20 protein-coding genes are annotated in these 17,251 nt (G+C 68.8%); 4 read left to right on the forward strand and 16 right to left on the reverse strand.

Features of this window, described 5'->3' with window-relative positions:
* Positions 1-1,109, reverse strand: a 1,109-nt coding sequence (locus NN2_RS33780) for an AAA family ATPase (RefSeq protein ID WP_156511550.1), incomplete at its 3' end; no start/stop codon positions are given.
* Between the two features lie 123 nt (positions 1,110-1,232).
* Here NN2_RS33780 and NN2_RS33785 point away from each other — a divergent pair.
* Positions 1,233-1,661: a nitroreductase family deazaflavin-dependent oxidoreductase gene (locus NN2_RS33785; RefSeq protein ID WP_063019192.1), complete on the forward strand. Its 429-nt coding sequence runs from the start codon at positions 1,233-1,235 to the stop codon at positions 1,659-1,661.
* Positions 1,662-1,710: 49 nt separating this feature from the next.
* On the opposite strand, the gene NN2_RS33790 is transcribed toward NN2_RS33785, so the two are convergent.
* From NN2_RS33790 to NN2_RS33820, 6 genes are all read right to left on the reverse strand, one after another.
* The gene (locus NN2_RS33790; RefSeq protein ID WP_063019163.1) at positions 1,711-2,985 is read right to left on the reverse strand and encodes an MFS transporter; all 1,275 of its coding nucleotides are present in this window, start codon (positions 2,983-2,985) and stop codon (positions 1,711-1,713) included.
* Positions 2,982-4,091 carry a PLP-dependent cysteine synthase family protein gene (locus NN2_RS33795; protein WP_063019194.1) on the reverse strand — a complete coding sequence of 370 codons (1,110 nt, stop codon included), beginning with the start codon at positions 4,089-4,091 and terminating at the stop codon, positions 2,982-2,984. The genes NN2_RS33790 and NN2_RS33795 overlap by 4 nt, the downstream gene beginning before the upstream one ends.
* Positions 4,092-4,190: 99 nt before the next feature.
* Complete coding sequence (gene lpqS, locus NN2_RS33800; protein ID WP_146101039.1) at positions 4,191-4,601, reverse strand: putative copper homeostasis (lipo)protein LpqS; 411 nt, start codon at positions 4,599-4,601, stop codon at positions 4,191-4,193.
* A 241-nt stretch (positions 4,602-4,842) separates the two neighbouring features.
* The gene (locus NN2_RS33805) at positions 4,843-5,451 is read right to left on the reverse strand and encodes a sigma-70 family RNA polymerase sigma factor (RefSeq protein WP_063019167.1); all 609 of its coding nucleotides are present in this window, start codon (positions 5,449-5,451) and stop codon (positions 4,843-4,845) included.
* Positions 5,452-5,936: 485 nt separating this feature from the next.
* Positions 5,937-6,137 (reverse strand): hypothetical protein, encoded by a 201-nt coding sequence (locus tag NN2_RS33815; RefSeq protein WP_063019171.1) that lies wholly within the window; start codon positions 6,135-6,137, stop codon positions 5,937-5,939.
* A gap of 192 nt (positions 6,138-6,329) precedes the next feature.
* Positions 6,330-7,520, reverse strand: a complete 1,191-nt coding sequence (locus tag NN2_RS33820) for an alcohol dehydrogenase catalytic domain-containing protein (RefSeq protein WP_063019173.1) — start codon at positions 7,518-7,520, stop codon at positions 6,330-6,332.
* A gap of 125 nt (positions 7,521-7,645) precedes the next feature.
* On the opposite strand from NN2_RS33820, the gene NN2_RS33825 reads away from it, so the two are divergent.
* A complete protein-coding gene (locus tag NN2_RS33825; RefSeq protein WP_063019175.1) occupies positions 7,646-8,020 on the forward strand; it encodes a hypothetical protein in 375 nt (124 codons plus the stop codon).
* A 4-nt stretch (positions 8,021-8,024) separates the two neighbouring features.
* Here NN2_RS33825 and NN2_RS36760 read toward each other — a convergent pair whose 3' ends face one another.
* Both NN2_RS36760 and NN2_RS33835 read right to left on the reverse strand, forming a co-directional pair.
* On the reverse strand, positions 8,025-8,474 hold the full coding sequence (locus NN2_RS36760) for an STAS domain-containing protein (RefSeq protein ID WP_169812480.1): 450 nt from the start codon (positions 8,472-8,474) through the stop codon (positions 8,025-8,027).
* 237 nt (positions 8,475-8,711) lie between these two features.
* Positions 8,712-8,885, reverse strand: a complete 174-nt coding sequence (locus NN2_RS33835; protein ID WP_030518399.1) for a CsbD family protein — start codon at positions 8,883-8,885, stop codon at positions 8,712-8,714.
* Positions 8,886-9,070: 185 nt separating this feature from the next.
* Between NN2_RS33835 and NN2_RS33840 the strand changes: the two genes are divergently transcribed.
* The gene (locus NN2_RS33840) at positions 9,071-9,667 is read left to right on the forward strand and encodes an Rv1733c family protein (RefSeq protein WP_063019179.1); all 597 of its coding nucleotides are present in this window, start codon (positions 9,071-9,073) and stop codon (positions 9,665-9,667) included.
* Between the two features lie 37 nt (positions 9,668-9,704).
* Here NN2_RS33840 and NN2_RS33845 read toward each other — a convergent pair whose 3' ends face one another.
* The 6 genes from NN2_RS33845 to NN2_RS33870 all read right to left on the reverse strand — a co-directional run bounded on the left by NN2_RS33845 (position 9,705) and on the right by NN2_RS33870 (position 15,146).
* The gene (locus tag NN2_RS33845; RefSeq protein WP_030518397.1) at positions 9,705-9,908 is read right to left on the reverse strand and encodes a DUF8691 family protein; all 204 of its coding nucleotides are present in this window, start codon (positions 9,906-9,908) and stop codon (positions 9,705-9,707) included.
* A 62-nt stretch (positions 9,909-9,970) separates the two neighbouring features.
* Positions 9,971-10,345: a PLDc N-terminal domain-containing protein gene (locus tag NN2_RS33850; protein WP_063019181.1), complete on the reverse strand. Its 375-nt coding sequence runs from the start codon at positions 10,343-10,345 to the stop codon at positions 9,971-9,973.
* A 192-nt stretch (positions 10,346-10,537) separates the two neighbouring features.
* Complete coding sequence (locus NN2_RS36765) at positions 10,538-11,275, reverse strand: contact-dependent growth inhibition system immunity protein (RefSeq protein WP_156511552.1); 738 nt, start codon at positions 11,273-11,275, stop codon at positions 10,538-10,540.
* A 124-nt stretch (positions 11,276-11,399) separates the two neighbouring features.
* Positions 11,400-13,352 carry a VWA domain-containing protein gene (locus NN2_RS33860; RefSeq protein WP_063019184.1) on the reverse strand — a complete coding sequence of 651 codons (1,953 nt, stop codon included), beginning with the start codon at positions 13,350-13,352 and terminating at the stop codon, positions 11,400-11,402.
* Positions 13,349-14,743: an ATP-binding protein gene (locus NN2_RS33865; RefSeq protein ID WP_063019186.1), complete on the reverse strand. Its 1,395-nt coding sequence runs from the start codon at positions 14,741-14,743 to the stop codon at positions 13,349-13,351. The genes NN2_RS33860 and NN2_RS33865 overlap by 4 nt, the downstream gene beginning before the upstream one ends.
* A 49-nt stretch (positions 14,744-14,792) precedes the next feature.
* Positions 14,793-15,146 (reverse strand): STAS domain-containing protein, encoded by a 354-nt coding sequence (locus tag NN2_RS33870; RefSeq protein WP_146102268.1) that lies wholly within the window; start codon positions 15,144-15,146, stop codon positions 14,793-14,795.
* 260 nt (positions 15,147-15,406) lie between these two features.
* On the opposite strand from NN2_RS33870, the gene NN2_RS33875 reads away from it, so the two are divergent.
* The gene (locus tag NN2_RS33875) at positions 15,407-16,375 is read left to right on the forward strand and encodes a TIGR03557 family F420-dependent LLM class oxidoreductase (RefSeq protein ID WP_063019190.1); all 969 of its coding nucleotides are present in this window, start codon (positions 15,407-15,409) and stop codon (positions 16,373-16,375) included.
* A gap of 77 nt (positions 16,376-16,452) precedes the next feature.
* Here NN2_RS33875 and NN2_RS33880 read toward each other — a convergent pair whose 3' ends face one another.
* Positions 16,453-16,899 carry an ATP-binding protein gene (locus NN2_RS33880; RefSeq protein ID WP_227463021.1) on the reverse strand — a complete coding sequence of 149 codons (447 nt, stop codon included), beginning with the start codon at positions 16,897-16,899 and terminating at the stop codon, positions 16,453-16,455.
* Positions 16,900-17,251: the final 352 nt, after the last annotated feature.

Consider the following 17,251-nt stretch of genomic DNA (forward strand, 5'->3'; position numbering starts at 1 on the left):
GTATCCTCCAGGGCCGCGGCGACTTCCGTATCCGGGCCGGTGGCCGCGGCGGCGGCGTGCCAGGCACGGCGGTCGGCGTCGGCGGGACCGTCGAGCGCGGCCGCCAACGCGCGGTGCGCGGTCACTCGCTGTCCCAGCGGGGCTCGCTGGTACACGGCGGCCCGGATCAGCGGATGGCGGAAGGCGATCGTCTCCGCCGTCTCGCCGCGCACCAGCAGTCCTGCCTCCTCGGCCGGGGCCAGATCGTCGATTCCGGCGCCGACGGCGGCCGCGGCGCGCAATACCGCCGACAATTCGCCGGACTCCTCGGCCGCGACGATCAGCAGCACGTCCTGCGTCGACTTCGGCATCCGGCTCACCTGGCCGTGGAAGGCCAGCTGCAAGCGATCGGTCAACGCCAGCGCGGCGGGTTGGGCCGCGCCGGGCCCCTCACCGCGGGTGGCATCGGCCAATTCGAGCAATGCCAGCGGATTGCCCTGTGCCTCGGCCAGGACCTGCCGGCGTACCCCGGCGGGCAGTGCGCGACGGCCGAGCAGCGCGGCGGCGGCCTCGGAGTCGAGCCCGGCGATGCGGCGTTCGGGCAGATCGGCGGCCCGGGCGAACGCGGCACCGTCGCGGGCGGCGAGGATGATCACGACTCCCTCGGCGTACAGCCGCCGGGCGGCGAACAGGATCGTGTCCAGTGAGGCACGGTCGAGCCACTGTGCGTCGTCGATCAGGCAGACCAGCCCGGTCTCGCCCGCGTATTCGGTGAGCAGCGACAACACCGCCAATCCGACCAGCATCGCATCGCCGCCGGGATCGTCGCCCAGGCGCAGGGCCGCCTCCAGCGCCGCCCGCTGGCGCACCGGCAGGGCGGGCAGATGTGCCAGCGCCGGCCGCAGCAGCAACTGCAGTCCGGCGAACGGAAGTTCGGCCTCGATTTCCACCCCCGCGCCGCGCAGCACCCGCAGGTCGCCGCTGAGGTCGGCGGCGTGGTCGAGCAGGGCGGTTTTACCGATTCCGGGTTCGCCGCGCAGGACCAGCCAGCCGCTCTCTCCCGCGCGGGCCCGGTCCAGCAGGGCGGCGATCGCCGCGGTATCGGCCGCGCGCCCGTACAGCTCAGCCATGGGACCGCGGGGTGGCGGCCGCCGCGAAATGGATCACGAACACCGGACCGATGATCGCATACCGCGCATCACCGGTATTCCCACGTGCGCGCCTCCCGCTGCGGCCGCCGGTTCGACAGCAGAATGCAGCTCATGAGCGATTGGAACACCGCGATCATCGAGGAATTTCGAGCCAACGAGGGCCGCGTCGGCGGCGATTTCGAGGGCGCGCCGATGGTGCTGGTGCATCACCGCGGCCGCAAATCCGGCCGCGAACTGGTGACACCGATGATGTACCTGGCCGACGAGGAGAACCCCGACGCCATCTACATTTTCGCGTCCAAGGCCGGGGCTCCGACCAATCCGGACTGGTACTACAACCTGACCACCGCCGGGTCGGCGGAGATCGAACGCGGCACCGACCGCTATCCGGTGTCGGTGACCGAGGTGACCGGTGAGCGCCGCGACCGGATCTTCGCCGAACAGGCCCGCCGCTATCCCGGATTCGCCGGCTACGCCCGCAAAACCGAAGGCATCCGCACCATTCCGGTGCTGGAACTGCGACGCGCATGACCTGTCCGGTACTCGTCCGCGGCTGCGGACGAGTACCGGACACCGCCGATCACGCGGATTCGCGCACCGACTCCGTCGAAACAGCTTCTTCGTCAAGGGATTGCGCGCGTGCGGTCCGCTCGAGCACGGCCAGCGCGACGGCCGCGAGGGCCCCGATCGCGGCGAAGCCACCCCACACCAGCGCGTCGAGTCCGGCCGACCGCGCGGCGTCGACCACCACGCCGGTGACGAGGTTGCCGGTCAGGATCCCGACTCCGACCACCGTGTTGTACAACCCGTAGTGCGTGGCCACGAGTGCGCCTCCGGACAGCGAGACCACCGTATCCATTTCGAACGGGAAGACCGCCGCGGTTCCGACCGCCAGAATCGCCGCCGACATCAGCAGCGCCGCAACGGCAGCCACCGTGCCGAACGGCCGCGGCCCCGGTATCAGCAGCAGCGGCAGGAAGGACGCGGCCAGCACGCCCATGCCGGCCACGAGACCGCGGCCGGTCCCCCACCGGCGGCGAAACCATGCGGTGATGCGCAGCTGCCCGGCCACCGCGACCACCCCCGACACCACGAACAACGCCGAAGTCAACGCCTGCGCGTGGGCGGGGCTCAGATATTCGGCCTGCAACGGCAGCGCCAGATAGACCTGGAAGGACAGCACGTACGAGCCGATCATCGCGACGGCGAAGGCCAGGAATCGCCGGTTGGCGAGTACGGTCCGCCAATCCTCGAGCACCGTCGTGCGCACCGCGGGATCGCCCGCCCGCCGCGGCGGCAGCGCGAACAGTTGCGCGAGCGTCAGCACGGCGAAGACGACGGCGGCGGCCGCGGCGGTCACCCGGAAGTCGGTGACCAGCAGGGCGAGCCCGGCCAGCGGACCGACGAGAATACCGGCCTGATAGAAGATGTTGAAGACCGCGAATGCCTCGACCCGGCGTTCACCGGTCTCCGCGGCCAGGTACGCGCGCACCGCCGGATTGAACAGCGCACCAGCGAAACCCGTTGCGGCCGAGGCGATCAGCAGCATCGGCAGGGAGGTGGCGAAGATCAGCAGGGCGAATCCCGCCGTGCGCAGCAGACAGCCCGCCACGATGAGCGGTTTGTACCCGAGCCGGTCGGCGAGCGTGCCGCCGACGAGGAACATGCCCTGCTGGGAGAAGTTGCGCACGCCCAGCACCAGCCCGACCGCCCACGCCGCCAGACCGATCGGCCCGGCGAGATATCCGGCCAGGTACGGCATGAGCATGTAGAAGCCCAGGTTGATGCCGAACTGGTTGATCATCAGCAGCCGAGCCGCCGGGTCGAAGCTGCGGAATCGGGCGAACAGACTCATGCGGCGGGCTCCGGGTCGAAGGTGCGGGGGTCGACGACGGTGGTGCAGCGAGTCCACGAGGTCACCACTCGCTCGGCGGGATGGCCGATCGTGTCGGGTTCGACGGGTGGATCGGCATCGAGCAGACCGTGTTCGTCGCAGTAGGCGTCGTTGTAGACGGTGTCGGCGTAGCGATGCGGCCCGTCGGGAAAGACCGCGGCGATCCGGGTGCCGGTGTCGTGCACGCGCGCGGCCCAGCCCGCCACCAGCGCCACCGCGCCGACACTCCAGCCGCCGCTGGCGTGATGGGTGGCGGCCAGTGTCCGGCAGGCCCACACCGCCTCGGCCGGTGCCACCCAATGGATTTCGTCGAAGGCGGCGTAGTCGACGTTGCGCGGATGGATGCTCGAGCCCAGCCCACGCATGAGGCGCGGCCCGGCCGGCTGGCCGAAAATCGTCGAGGACACGGTGTCGACGCCGATCAGCCGCAGCCGCGGATTGTTCCGGCGCAGCACCCGCGCCACGCCCGCGGAATGCCCGCCGGTCCCGACCGCGCACACCAGCACATCGACGCGGCCCAATTGCTGCACCATTTCCAGGGCCAGCGATTCGTAGCCGTCCACATTGTCGGGATTGCTGTACTGGTCAGGACTCCAGGCCTCCGGTTCGGCGGCGAGTAGAGCCGCGACCCGGTCGCGTCGCGCCTGTTGCCAGCCGCCGGCCGGATGCGGCTCGGTGACCGTCTCCACCTGCGCGCCGTAGGCCCGCAGCAGTCGCACCACCATCGGTTCCATGCCGGAGTCGGTGACCACGGTCACCGGATGCGCATACACCATCCCCGCCAGCGCAAGACCCAATCCCAAGGTGCCGCTCGATGATTCGACGATGCGCGCACCGGGGCGCAGGTCGCCGCGATGTTCGGCGCGGCGCACCATGTGCAACGCCGGGCGGTCTTTCATACCGCCCGGATTGGCGCCTTCGAGCTTGGCCCAGAAGCCGCGGCCGCGACCGCTCAGCGGTTCGCCGATCCACAGCACCGGTGTATTGCCCACCAGTCCGCGCGGACGCTGCGCCGGGATCGGTGCTGCCGGAATCGGCTGTGGGTGGTCGAGCACGATGTCGTCCATGACTGTCGCTTTCGGTGTCTCCGCCCGGTGCGGGCGGTACGGATGCGGGCAGCGGACACCGGCCGCCGGCATGAGGGCCGGCGGCCTGTCGCTGACCGATCAGCGGCGGGCGATACCGAAATGCGTCAGAATGTCGCGACCGGTGCGCGGCGGCGGGCCCGGCGGTCCGCGCACGGCGGTCGCGAGAAAATGCGACGTGGCGGCGGTGGCGGGCTCCGCCGCAGCCCACAGCTGACCCGGTGGCCAGAGTTTCGCCGGATCGGCCGGGAGCACCGAGTCCAGCACCATGTGCCGGTCGTGCGCACAGCAATCGTCCCAGGCGGGCAGATGGGAACCAAGGTGGACGAGTGCCGATTTCGCGGCGGCGGAGGAGGCAGCGGCGCCGGATGTCTCCGCCTCGGCGACCGTGCAATCGGTGTGCAGCGCGACGAGAGTGAGGAGGAAGACGAAGATCAGGGCCGCGACACCTCGCCGCGGCCGGGGCACGGGCCGGGTCGGACACCGATCCACCAACCCAGCCTCCTCACCGCGAGTGTCTTTGCCGCACAACACCTTCGCACGGCGCTGCCGAACACCGAACCGGTGGCCGTCCCAGCAATGGGGACCGCCACCGTAGCCTCGTTTACATCTACTACTTATGTACGTAACTAGTAGATCATAGCCGTCGAGAAGGCGGGCGCCGCCGCCGAAGCGACACCTCGCAATATACCCCTAGGGGGTAGAAATACCAACTACCGGGAAGCGGCTGCGCTCACTTCGTCTCGTCGCGCGACTTCTCCGAAAGTCTGGAACCGAGTGTTTTCAAACCGGCCCGGATACGGGCCTTCGCGGTAGGCAGCGGGATACCCAGATCCTGCGCCACCTCCGGATAGGTGCGACCACCGTAGAAGGCGAGCAGGATCGCCTCCCGCTGGCGATGACCCAGCCGGTGCACCTCCCCCGCGACCGACCGCTCGTCGAGCCGCTGCGTCACCTCGTCGAACACCACATCACATTCCGGCTGATACTGATTGCGACCGAACGCGCGCTCCCGGTCCGCCAGCGATTGCTCCGAGCGCACCCGGTCGACCGCACGCCGGTGCGCGAACATCATCAGCCAGGCCATCGGGCTGGCCCGCCCGGCGTCGTATTCGCCGGCCGCGGCCCACGCCTGCAGATAGACCTCCTGGCTCACCTCCTGAGCCAATCCGGGGCTGCGCAGAATAGCGGTCAACCGTGCCATCAGACGGGAATTGGTGCTGCGATAGAAGGCGGCGAAGGATTCGGCGTCCCCGGCCGCGGACTTGTGCAGCAAGGTAGCCAGCTCCGCTGCGGTGATGGTGGTCGAACTACTCTGACGGTAACGCTGATCGATGTCCATCGCACACCGTTTCGTTTCGCGGGATAGTCGTTACCTGCGGTGAGAATCGGCTTCATTGCCGAACCGCCCTGTTCAATCCTTGCGCCACCGAGCGCCGATGCTCGCGGCCGAACGCGTGATACCCGATCCGAACCGCCGGAACCGGCGGACCGGTGCCGTCACATTCAACGACATATCTAGCATCGAGAGATGAGTGCCAGATGTTAACCACAAAAATGGAACAATCTCGAGAACGTCGGAATTCCGCGATCGGAGCAGCCGCGGCGACCGAAATTCCCGAGGGCTTCTCGGGCTCCGCCTCCCGCACCTCCGCGAGGCGCGAATCCGAGCCCGAGAGTTTTCACACCCGCCCGACGCCGTACCGCGAAGACCGTGCCCGAACCTGGGCCGGCGGCTGAAGACATCGTGGTGTGCGGGTCCCGACAGCCGCGTAGGCCGGATCATCGATCCGGCCTACGCTGTCGAGTCCGTCGTGGCGATTCGGGTCAGCGACCGCCGTGGCTGTGCTGACCGCCGGCCTGCTTGGCCGCGGTCGGCTGCGCCTGGGCGCCCTTGCGCCCGGCTTCGTGCGGATCGGCGGCGTTGCGCTGGCCGAAGCTACCCGTGCTGGCCTGTCCGCCGCGACGAGCCTGTTCCTCGGTGTCGCTGCGGTTGCCGAACTGTCCGGGATTGTTCCGGTCGGCCATTGCGGACCTCCTTCGCAGTAGGGACTTCTTCGATCGCGACCGGCGTACTGCCCGGCCACATCAGAGGCTCTACCCGGGCCTCCCGAGGCTATGCGCCGAGATCTCGACCGATTGCGAAAGCACTGGTCGGACGCGGAAATATCTTGCGGCACCACGCAATTCGGACACCGAGGCCGAGGACCGCAGCCGCGATCACGCGGCGGCCGGGTCGAGCACCACCTTCACCATGCCGTCGGCCTTGCGCTGGAAGTCGTGATACACCCGCGGCGCCTCCGACAGCGGAAGCCGATGGGTGGCAAAGGTTTCCACCCCCAGCGGATCACCGTCCTGCAGGAGCGGAAGGATGTCACCCACCCACCGCTTGACGTTGGCCTGACCCATCCGCAGCTGAATCTGCTTGTCGAACAGGATGCGCATCGGCAACGGGTCGGCCATCCCGCCGTAGACCCCGGACAGCGAGATCGTGCCGCCGCGCCGCACGATGTCGATGGCGCTGTTCAATGCCGCGAGCCGGTCCATACCGACGGTGTCCATCAGCTTCTGCGACACCATCGCCGGCAGATAGCCGGCCGAGCGCTGCGCCAATTCCGCGACCGGTGATCCGTGCGCCTCCATACCCACCGCGTCGATCACGCTGTCGGGGCCCCGCCCGTCGGTGCGGTCGCGGATCACATCCCCGATCGAGGCGCCGATCTGTTCCATATCGACCACCTCCACACCGCGATCGGCCACCCGGCGCAATCGTTCCGGCACCCGGTCCACGCCGATCACGCGGTATCCGCGATGGGCGGCGATCCGGCACGCCATATCCCCGATCGGACCCAGCCCCAGCACCGCCACCGAGCCGCCGTCGGGCACGCCGGCGTATTCCACCGCCTGCCACGCCGTCGGCAGTACATCCGACAGATACAGGAAGCGGCTGTCGTCGGGGCCGGCCGGAATCGGGATGTGGGTGAAATCGGCGTGCGGAACCCGCAGGTACTGTGCCTGCGCGCCCGGCACCTGCCCGTAGAGCTTGGAGTATCCGAACAGGGCTGCGCCGCTGCCGTATTCGCGCACCTGGGTGGTCTCGCACTGCGTCGGCAAACCGGTATCGCACATGACGCAGTGCCCGCAGGCGATCTGGAACGGCACCACCACCCGGTCACCCACCGACAGCGACCGCACTTCCGAGCCGACGTCGACCACCACCCCGATCGGCTCGTGGCCGAGGACATCACCGGCACTCATGTACGGGCCGAGCACCTCGTAGAGGTGCAGATCCGACCCGCACACACCCGAGGAGGTCACGGCGATGATGGCATCGGTCGGTTCCTCGATCCGCGGGTCGGGCACCTCGTCCACCGAAATCTTGCGGCGGCCCTGCCACGTCACTGCTTTCATCGTGTCACCTCGATCTGCATGTGTGCTGGATACGGCCACCGTCGGCCTACCCGCCGCCCGGATGGCCAAACGAACGGGCGCGCCGCCGACGGTTTGCGGCAGGCGATTGGGGGCACGCGGAGCACATGGCTGGAAACGAATCCGACGAAGACCTGCTCACCTCGACCGAGGGACTGGACTCCGACGATGTGGGCAACGACGACGGCGACGAGATCGTGGAACCGCCCGACGACTGGTCGGGCGTCGACAGCTACGGCATGACGGCCGGCGAGCAGCGCACGGAACGGCCACTCTCCCAACGTCTGGCCGAAGAGGAACCCGATGTGGGGACCAGGCCGCCGGCCGAGCCGGCGCTTCCGGAATCCGGTGCGACCGAAGGCCTGGATTCGATCCGCACCGGCTCACCCGGCGGCGCGAGTGACACCGATGCCGTAGAGGAGATCGTGCGGCGCGAATCCGGCACCGACGACGATTCCTACTTCCCGCTGCCCGACGAGTAGCGACTCACCCGGGGGTGGCGGCGATCGCGGGCCCGGTCACGTCGTGCAGCGCACGGCTGACCGCGCTCACGACCGTCGAATGGATCGGCAGTTGCCGAGTCACCGAATCCAGTTCGGCGATCCGCTTGATCGTCCGGGACTGGGTGACCAGGCACAGATGCACGCCCGCGGACCGGTAATCCTCCGCCTCGCGGGCCAGCGTCAGCAGGGCGCGCCAAGACAAGAAGCTCAGGCAATTGGTGTCGATCACCACGATGCGCATACCGCTCTCGGCGGCGGACCGGATGCGTTCGCACCATCCGGACATCGTGTAGCTGTCGGCCTCACCGCGGAACGACAGCACCAACGCCGGGCCGCGAGTGCGCACAACTGCGGACAGGCGCGGTTCGGCAACGTGAGAGGTGCCGGGTTCACCGGCGGGGGTTACGGGTCGTACTTGGGCGCTCGAGCTCATTGAGGTCTCCAACCGGAGCCGAGGGCAACGGGCGCGAGCCCGCTGCGGGCGTCCTACCACATGAAGACCGACCCGCCCTACCTTCATAACAGAGACACAGCGGTCTGTACAGCCGAAACGGCATAAGCCCAGCTCCAGCGCATGTGCCGCGAGCGCCGCGGAACGCGGCGAGGCCCGGACCGGGCGCATCTGCTGCACCGGTCCGGGCCTCGGGAGGAGGAGTTGTGCCGGACGAGATCAGTGATCGAAGGCGTCCTTGACCTTCTCGCCCGCGTCCTTCAGGTTCGACTTGGTCTGATCGGCCTTGCCCTCGTTCTTCTTGTCCGGATCGCCGGTGGCGGCACCGAGCTTCTCCTTCGCCTGGCCGGCGGCGTCCTCGAGCTTGTTCTTGGCCTTATCGATGGCACTCATACCGTGCTCCTTCCGAATTTGCCGGACCACCCGCACGATGCGGGTCGCATTGATGGCGATAACCACGCAGATGCGGGTCAAACATGTGGCCGATCGTGGCGAAGATCCACTCCGAACGCCGTTTGTCCGGGGCGGGAACGGTTATTCTCCGACCGTGCCTCTGCCGATCGTGGTGGGAGAGTGAAATGGTGCGTACTACCTACGCGGTGCTGCGGGCCGGACGGATCGCGCCGTGGACCCGCTCGCCGTTGATGCGCCGCGCCGACCGCTTCGAACAGGCGCTGCGGCTCGCACTGGTGGTGGGCGCGTTCGCCGCGATCCTGCTGGCCGTCGCCGCCGGCACCGCCCAGTATCGGGCCGAGCTCGCCTCGATCCACGCGGAAAACGCCACGAAAACCGCTGTGACAGCGGAGGTTACGAGCGATCCGATCCGGATGCCGGCACCCAGCGGTATGTTCGCCGATCAGCTCCGCGCCGAGGCGCAGTGGAGCCGCGACGGGCAACCGGGCCAGGCGATGGTCGACGTCGACGGCACCACGCATCGCGGCGACCGGATCCCGTTGTGGCTCACCACCCACGGTGATCCGACCACACCGCCGGTCGCCGACGACGCCGCGGTCGCCAAGGGCATCGCCACCGGCACGGCCGCCCTGCTCGCCTGCTGGGCGCTGGCCTACGCGCTCGCCCGAGGCACCGGTTACGCACTGGATCGGCGCCGGGCCGGCGAATGGGAACGCGAATGGCGGCGGATCAGCCCGCACGTGGGACACGGGCACTCCTGAGCGCCGACGTCGGCCGAAGGCCGTCGCACGTGTTGCCTCAATCCGGCAGTCGGCGCATCTCGATCAACGTCAGTCCCAGGGCATCGATGCGGGCCAGCACGCTGCGCATCGCGGTGTAGTCCTCGAGCGGGCCGAACAGCGCGGTGGTGCCGGGCGCGGCCACGCTACTGCGGGCCAGTTCGGGAAATTCGGCGCAGATGTCGCCGGACAGCTCCCCGGCGACGATGAATTCGTAGCGCACCGCATCGCCTCTCGATCCCCTGTGCCGTGCGGTGGGCGCAGGCACCCTGTCGTCACCGCGGCTCAGGCCAGGGCGCGGCTCTTCAGCTGCTCGAACTCCTGCGCGGTGATCGTGCCCTCGTCGAGAAGCCGTTTGGCGTCGGCGATCTGGGTGGCCGAATTGGTTCCGGCCACCTCCTTGATGTAGGCGTTCTGCGCCTCCTCGGCCTCCTTCGCCGCCCGGGCCGAACGCTGCGCCATGCCGCCGCCACGCACGATCAGGTAGACGAGCGAGGTGAGCAGCGGCAGCACGAACATGAACACCACCCACACCGCCTTCACCCAGCCGGACGTGCCGCGATCCCGGAACAGATCGGTGAAGATCCAGAACAGCAGTATCAGATACGCGGCGAACGCGAAACTCATGATGATCAGCCAGAACACATCCCACACGGGCATGACGTCTCCTCGATGACAGCGTCCGGCTTCCTCCGAACGGCTTCCCGCGACCGTGCTTCCACCGGGGCAGCGACCACCGCGGTACGCCGACCAGTTCACGCCGCGGACCCCGTGCGGCGCCTCACCCGTTGCGGGTGAGCTCGTGCGCGACGCCACCGGACTCGAGGGCCGGACCGTTCACCGGCGATCCGTTCAGCCTTCGCCGGGCAGCTGGGTGAGGAAATCTGTTACAGCGCGCCATATTTCCTCGTACGGTGCACCGTGCTGGGTCAGATCCCCCAGATCTCGCACCTTGTCGACGACGTGTCGTATCCGGACGAGCGCGACGGGATCCTGCTCCCAGTGTTCCCGGTCGACTCGCAGGGTTGCGACCAGCAGGTCACCCGGAAACAGATCGCCCGCGAGCAGCGGATCCCAGTTCAGCCGGGCCAGCACGCGCGGCAGCAGTACGCCGACACCTACGCGTTGCTGCAGAAGGCAGCGCATATCCTCGACGGTCAGATCGCCGATCGGCTTGCGCCGCAGTTCGTCGACGGTGCGCATCAGGGCGGTCGCATCCGCCGGCAAGGCCGGCCACACGTCGTCTTCGAACTGGTCCACCGACAGGTCCTCGTCGGCATCCGCGCACACCGTCCACCTCCCGGCTTCGTGCCGGAAGAACAGGACGGCGACGTTGTCCGGTGCGTGGGTGATGCGCGCGAGGGCCACATCGCCGTAGACGCGGATACCGGATACCTCGAAAGCGGGCGCACCGATCGGGTCGACCGGCGGCCCGTCGTAGTCCGGATCGGACACGTCGTCCAGGAATTGTTCGGCTTCTTCGGCGCACATCAACGCCGCCATCTCGCGAGGAATCCCGCGCTCGGTCGCCACCCAGAACTCGGTGATCAGCTCCGAGATCACAGACGCGTCGTCCACCGAAGATCTCATGCCGACATCCTGCCCCGCATCGCCGACGGGACTCCTGCCCGTGATGGGAAACCCGCACGCCGCTGGGCTCACGGCGGCGACGCGAGCGGCGCCACCGCGAACCACAACATTCGTCCTGTCGACGCTATCGGCGCCGCCCGCTCAGGTAGTCCGACACCACTGCCGCACCCAGGCCGTCGAGATCCGGGGCGATGACGCGGCCGCCGCTGCGGCGGGCCATCAGGTCGACGAACGCGGCGAGCCTGGGGTTTTCGCCGAGGATGAACACCGAGACCGACGCACCGAGCTTCGCGAGGACGTCGACCTGGGCCATGGTGACCGCGAGGGTCCGCGAGTCGGGCGGCCAGTTGAAATACGAGCTGCCGTCGGGTTCCAGGTGGGCGGTGGGCTCGCCGTCGGTGACCACCAGGACCACCGGCACCGCGTCGGGGTGGCGGCGCAGATGGCGGGCGGCGAGCAACAGGGCGTGGTGCAGGTTGGTGCCCTGTTCCCAGACCGCCTCCAGGCCGGTCAGTTCCGCGATGTCGACCGTGGTGGCGTGGCGGCCGAAGGTCACGACTTCCAGTGCGTCGGAACGGAATCGGGTGCTGATCAGCTGATGCAGCGCCAGGGCGGTCCGCTTCATCGGCAGCCAGCGTCCGTCCTGCACCATCGACCACGACGTGTCGACACAGAGGGCCACCGCCGCGCGGGACCGCTGATCGGTTTCGGTGATCTCGACATCCGAGACCGACAGCGATACCCGGCGGCTACCCGTCGACGCCGACCGAAGAACCGCGTTGCGCACAGTCTTCGACACATCCCACGGTTCGGTGTCGCCGAAGCGCCACGGCCGCGTCGCGCCCGTGGGTTCGCCGGCCGCCCCGGCCGTCACCGTCTCCCGCTGTCCGCGCTGAGCGCGCAACCGCCCGATCACATCGCGCAGCGCCACCTCACCGAGACGGCGTAACGCCTTGGGCGTCAAGCGAAGCGACCCGTCGGGAGCACGTTCGAACAGACCCTGGCGGCGCAGTTCGCGTTCCAGCTCGGCCAGCCGCGCGGCGTCGACGGCGGCGTCGGCACCGAGCTGACGGGTGAGGGCGTCGAGGTCGATATCCTCGAGCCGGGCGCCGGGATAGGACTGGCCGAGTTGTTCGGCCAGCGCGTCCATTTCGGCCAGATCCTGCATCGCCTGTGCGCCCTCGCCGAGACCGAGCGGATCCTGGCCCCGGAACCGCTGTCCCGAATCCCAGTCCTCACCCGGACGCAGCGCGCGCAGCGCGGCATCCAGCGCCGAAACCTGTTCGGCGATACGCGGATCGCCGAAGGCCTGGCCGATCAGTTCGCTCAACTCCGCCTGCTGCTGCGGCGAGAGCGAATTCATCATCCGCTGAGCGGCGGCCGCCCGCGCCGCCAGCGCGTCGATCAATTCCTCGGTGTTGCGGGGGTTTTCGGGAAAGAACTCGCCGTGTTCGGCCATGAACTCCGCGAACTGGCGCTCGGTGTTCTCCCCGCGGGCGTGGGCGGCGAGCAGCTGGTTCAGATCCGACATCATCTGCCGCACCCGCTCGACATCCTCGGGCGTGGCATTCTCGAGCGCCTGCTTCATTCCCTGGAAGCGGGAGTCGAGCAGTTCGCGGCCGAGCAGTTCCCGTATCCGCTCGTAGTTGGCGCGCCCCGTCTCCGAGCGCCACTGGTAGTCGGCGAGTTCGGTCACCGCGGCGGCGGTACTCGACGGCAGCGCGTCGAGTTGCGCCTCGGCGAAGCGGGCATCATCGGCCGGGTCGGGGAACAGCGCGGTGCGTTCGGCCTCCAATGCCTGGTCGAGCAGTTCCCGCACCTGCTGCAAGGTACCGTCGAGGCGGTGCTGCCGGGTGAGCTCGGCACGGCGTTGCCACAACCGCCGGGTCAGCTCGTCCAGCCCGGGCGTGCGGCCGGTGCCGCGGCGCAGCAGCTCCTCCAGGGCGGTGCGCGGGGAGCTGCCGTCCATCACGTCGCGGCCGATGGAATCCAGCGCGTCCCGGAGATCGACCGGCGGCGCCAGCGGGTCGGGACCGTCGTGATAGGGGCCGTAGGAGTAGCGGTCGGGGGTCGTCATGAGCCGTAGGTCGCTGTGCCGTCGTCGGAATCCTTGGCCAGCTGACGACTCAAATACAGTGACTCCAAAGCGAATTCGACGGCTGCGGCGATACGCGCCGGCGAATCGGTCGACTCGGTGCCGAGCCGCTCGGCCACCCGCGCCAGCACCGGCAGCTCGGGCAGCGCCGAGAGCACCTCCTGGCCCGGCACCCGTTCGCCGGTGGTGACCGGATGGCCGGCGCTCACCGCCTCGGCGAGCGGTCGCAGATCCACCCCGGCCAGCCGCCGGCGTGCCGTCTCGGCGAAGGCGCGCCGCAGCAGATGGGTGAGGTGCTCGGTTTCGCGGCCCTCCTCGCCGGATTCGAATTCCACCTTGCCGCGCAGCACCGCGGGCACCGACTCCAGGTCCACCGGGCGGGCGACGGCGGGATGTTCACCGGTCAGCGCGGTCCGGCGCAGTGCGGCGGCGGCCACGGTCTCGGCAGCCGCCACCGCGAAGCGCGCCGAGACACCGGAACGCTGATCGACCGCCGGCGATTCCCGCAGCTGGCGCACGAAGCGGGCCAGAACCTCGAGCAGCGGATCGCCGACCTCGGCGACCAGCTCGGCCTCCTGGCGCACCAGCGCGGTCTCGGCCTCCACATCGAGCGGATAGTGGGTGCGGATCTCGGCGCCGAAGCGGTCTTTGAGCGGAGTGATGATGCGGCCGCGGTTGGTGTAGTCCTCCGGGTTGGCGGTGGCGACCAGCAGCACGTCCAGCGGCAGCCGCAGCGTGTAACCGCGCACCTGGATGTCGCGTTCCTCCATCACGTTCAGCAGCGCGACCTGGATCCGTTCGGCGAGGTCGGGCAATTCGTTGATGGCGACGATGCCGCGGTGGGCGCGCGGGACCAGCCCGAAGTGGATGGTTTCCGGATCGCCCAGACTGCGGCCCTCGGCCACCTTCACCGGGTCGACATCGCCGATCAGGTCGCCGACCGAGGTGTCGGGCGTGGCGAGCTTCTCGGCGTAGCGTTCGCTGCGGTGACGCCACGCCACCGGCAGGTCGTCGCCCAGTTCGGCCGCGAGCCGCCGGCCCGCCGGGCTGATCGGCGCCAGCGGATGTTCGCCGAGTTCGGCGCCGTCGATCACCGGCGTCCATTCGTCGAGCAACCCCACCAGGGTGCGCAGCAGCCGGGTCTTGCCCTGGCCGCGCTCGCCGAGCAGGACCACGTCGTGGCCGGCGAGCAGCGCCCGTTCCAGTTGCGGGACGACGGTGCGGTCGAAGCCGACGATGCCGGGCCACGGATCGGTCCCGGATCGCAGTGCGGCGAGAAGATTCTCGCGGATTTCGGATTTCACCCCGCGCGGCTGATAACCGGCGGCGCGCAGTTCGCCCGCGGTGGCGGGCAGATGCTGAGGAACACTCACCCCAGCGACGCTACGACGATCTTGCGAGTCCGACAACGATTGTGTCGGCTCACTTCGCGGCGGCGGGCGGGGCGGGCAGGCTGTGCAAGGCGCCGACCACGGTGGAATGGATGGGCAATTCGGCGGTCAACGGGTCGACCGCCGCCATCCGCGCGATCGTCGGCATGCGGCTGACCAGGCAGATCGCGACACCACGTCGACTCTGGTCGGCGGCTTCCTCGGCCAACACGACCAGTGCGCGCCAACCCAGGAAGCCGAGTCCGCCGGTATCCACGACGAGCGGCCCGCCGTGGGCTGCCGCGAGCGCCGCACCCTGGTGTACGAGGCGGCGCCAATCATCGAGAGTGCACGCATCGGCCTCGCCGCGCACCGACAGGACGACCGCGGCTCCGTGGGTGCGCATGATCGCACTGAGCCGGGCCTCGGGGCGCCCCGGGACGGGAAGGGAACGGTGATGACCGATTCGGAATGTGGCGTTCGTCTTCATGTGCGATCTCCCAGGCGAAATCGACATGTGCAGTGCCCCGCTTTTTCGAGGCAAATCCCGCTGTCACATTTCTAACAAAGACGAAGCGGTCTGTATAGCCCGTCGGCGTACGGTTGCCGGCCGCGACGCTGGGTAGCCGAGACTCGACTGTCCCACGCATGTGAGGAGCCCCCGCAATGCAGATCGGTTACAAACTGGCGTCGGAATCCTATGGGCCGCGCGAACTGATCCGACAGGCGATTCGTGCCGAGGCGGCCGGATTCGACTTCGTGGAAATGAGCGATCACTATCATCCGTGGCTCGACAATCAGGGCCACTCCCCCTTCACCTGGACGGTCTTCGGCGCCATCGCCGAACGCACCGAACGCATCCGCCTGGTCACCGGCGTCACCTGCCCCACCATCCGGTATCACCCGGCGATCGTGGCGCAGGCCGCGGCCACCTTGGCGCTGGTGTCGGACGGACGCTTCGATCTCGGGGTCGGCTCCGGTGAGCGGCTCAACGAACACGTGGTGGGCCGGGAGTTCCCGCCGATCGATATCCGCCAGCGCATGTTGCGCGAGGCCCTCGAGATCATCCGGCTGCTCTGGCGCGGCGGGTACCACACGTATCGCGGTGAGTACCTGTCGATTTCGGACGCGCGGGTGTTCGACCTGCCCGAGCGGCTGCCCGACATCATCGTCGCCGCCGGTGGCCCCGACGCCGCCCGCCTCGCCGCCGAACTCGGCGACGGGCTGTTCGCGACCGACCCCGAAGCGCAGATCGTCGACACCTATCGCGGCGCCGGCGGGCGCGGCGGCGGCTACGCCGAGGTCGGAATGGCCTGGGCCCCCGACGAACAGACCGCGGCGCAGGCCGCATTGGACACCACCCGCTGGGCACTCACGGGATGGAAGGTGATGAGCGAGTTGCCGAATCCGGTGAATTTCGCCGCGGCGACCACCACCGTGCGGCGCGACGATATTCTCGAACAATTCGCGTGCGGTTCCGATCCGAAACGCTATCTGGAAGTCGCGCAGCAATATGTGGATGCCGGATTCGATCATCTGGTGATGCAGAACGCCGGACCCGATCCGGAAGGATTCATCGACTTCTATCGCAGCGAACTCGATGCCCCCCTGCGCGAATTGACTCCGGCGAGCTGAAATTCGACGGCCGGCGCGCAACTCGAGGGTCCGGCAATACGATTGCCGGACCCTCGCCGTGCCCCGTGCGGTGATACTCAGGCGGTGCTGCCGTGCCGGCGCAACCGCCGGAATTCCACCGTCACCGGATAACCGGCCACCGCCGAATCGAAGGGTGCCGTGGTGGCCTCTAGCGAGTCGGTGATGGAGGTGAGCACATGCCAGCCCAGTCCGTCCCGGTGCAGCGCCTCCGGCGTGACCGCTACCGCGGTCACCGCCACCGACATCCGGTCACCGTCGTAGCCGAAATCGCATTCGATCGACGATCCGGGCACGGCGCGTTCGATCAGCGCGGTGGCGATCTCGTCCAGCGCCACCCGTATATCGGTCACCTCGTCGAGTGCGAATTCGGCCATCAAAGCGACCGTTTCGGCCAGAGCGCGCAGCATGAGCAACTGGCGCGCTTGGGCGAGTACTCGCACGCCGACGACCGAACCCGCAGGCGCCGGGTCCGCCGACGGCGAAATCCACTCGCTCAAGGACACGTCATCTCCTTCCGCCCCGCAGGCGCGTCTCCGCATTTTCCGCTCGTCGTCGCCGATACCCTGCCATCCGGGGAACCAAACGTCGGAGGGGGACCGGGCAGGCGGCGGTCCGCGATTGACGGCGGCATCGCCGGGTACCCGCAGGCCGAGCGGGTATGCGCCGTTCCGGTGCGGCCCCGAGGAGGAGGTGCGGATGCGGCGCGGCGGTGTCGTGGCGGAAGCGGCGGCCTGGTGGCTGATCTGTGTGCTCATCTGGCAAGCCACGGTGACGGTCGCGGCGTGGGAGGAGTTGATCGCCGCCGCGGTGCCGGCGCTGCCGTGCGCGGTGGCCGCGTGCGCGGCGCGACGTGCG

Origin of the sequence: Nocardia nova NBRC 15556, assembly GCF_001613005.1 — a bacterium.
Taxonomy (GTDB): Bacteria; Actinomycetota; Actinomycetes; order Mycobacteriales; family Mycobacteriaceae; genus Nocardia; species Nocardia nova.

What these genes read in the sequence shown, in the direction of transcription:
- NN2_RS33785 (WP_063019192.1), top strand. Translation starts at nt 1,233, where the DNA reads ATGCAGCTCATGAGCGATTGGAACACCGCGATCATCGAGGAATTTCGA.
- NN2_RS33790 (WP_063019163.1), bottom strand. Translation starts at nt 2,985, where the DNA reads ATGAGTCTGTTCGCCCGATTCCGCAGCTTCGACCCGGCGGCTCGGCTG.
- NN2_RS33795 (WP_063019194.1), bottom strand. Translation starts at nt 4,091, where the DNA reads ATGGACGACATCGTGCTCGACCACCCACAGCCGATTCCGGCAGCACCG.
- NN2_RS33805 (WP_063019167.1), bottom strand. Translation starts at nt 5,451, where the DNA reads ATGGACATCGATCAGCGTTACCGTCAGAGTAGTTCGACCACCATCACC.
- NN2_RS33815 (WP_063019171.1), bottom strand. Translation starts at nt 6,137, where the DNA reads ATGGCCGACCGGAACAATCCCGGACAGTTCGGCAACCGCAGCGACACC.
- NN2_RS33820 (WP_063019173.1), bottom strand. Translation starts at nt 7,520, where the DNA reads ATGAAAGCAGTGACGTGGCAGGGCCGCCGCAAGATTTCGGTGGACGAG.
- NN2_RS33825 (WP_063019175.1), top strand. Translation starts at nt 7,646, where the DNA reads ATGGCTGGAAACGAATCCGACGAAGACCTGCTCACCTCGACCGAGGGA.
- NN2_RS36760 (WP_169812480.1), bottom strand. Translation starts at nt 8,474, where the DNA reads ATGAGCTCGAGCGCCCAAGTACGACCCGTAACCCCCGCCGGTGAACCC.
- NN2_RS33835 (WP_030518399.1), bottom strand. Translation starts at nt 8,885, where the DNA reads ATGAGTGCCATCGATAAGGCCAAGAACAAGCTCGAGGACGCCGCCGGC.
- NN2_RS33840 (WP_063019179.1), top strand. Translation starts at nt 9,071, where the DNA reads ATGGTGCGTACTACCTACGCGGTGCTGCGGGCCGGACGGATCGCGCCG.
- NN2_RS33850 (WP_063019181.1), bottom strand. Translation starts at nt 10,345, where the DNA reads ATGCCCGTGTGGGATGTGTTCTGGCTGATCATCATGAGTTTCGCGTTC.
- NN2_RS36765 (WP_156511552.1), bottom strand. Translation starts at nt 11,275, where the DNA reads ATGAGATCTTCGGTGGACGACGCGTCTGTGATCTCGGAGCTGATCACC.
- NN2_RS33860 (WP_063019184.1), bottom strand. Translation starts at nt 13,352, where the DNA reads ATGACGACCCCCGACCGCTACTCCTACGGCCCCTATCACGACGGTCCC.
- NN2_RS33870 (WP_146102268.1), bottom strand. Translation starts at nt 15,146, where the DNA reads ATGCGCACCCACGGAGCCGCGGTCGTCCTGTCGGTGCGCGGCGAGGCC.
- NN2_RS33875 (WP_063019190.1), top strand. Translation starts at nt 15,407, where the DNA reads ATGCAGATCGGTTACAAACTGGCGTCGGAATCCTATGGGCCGCGCGAA.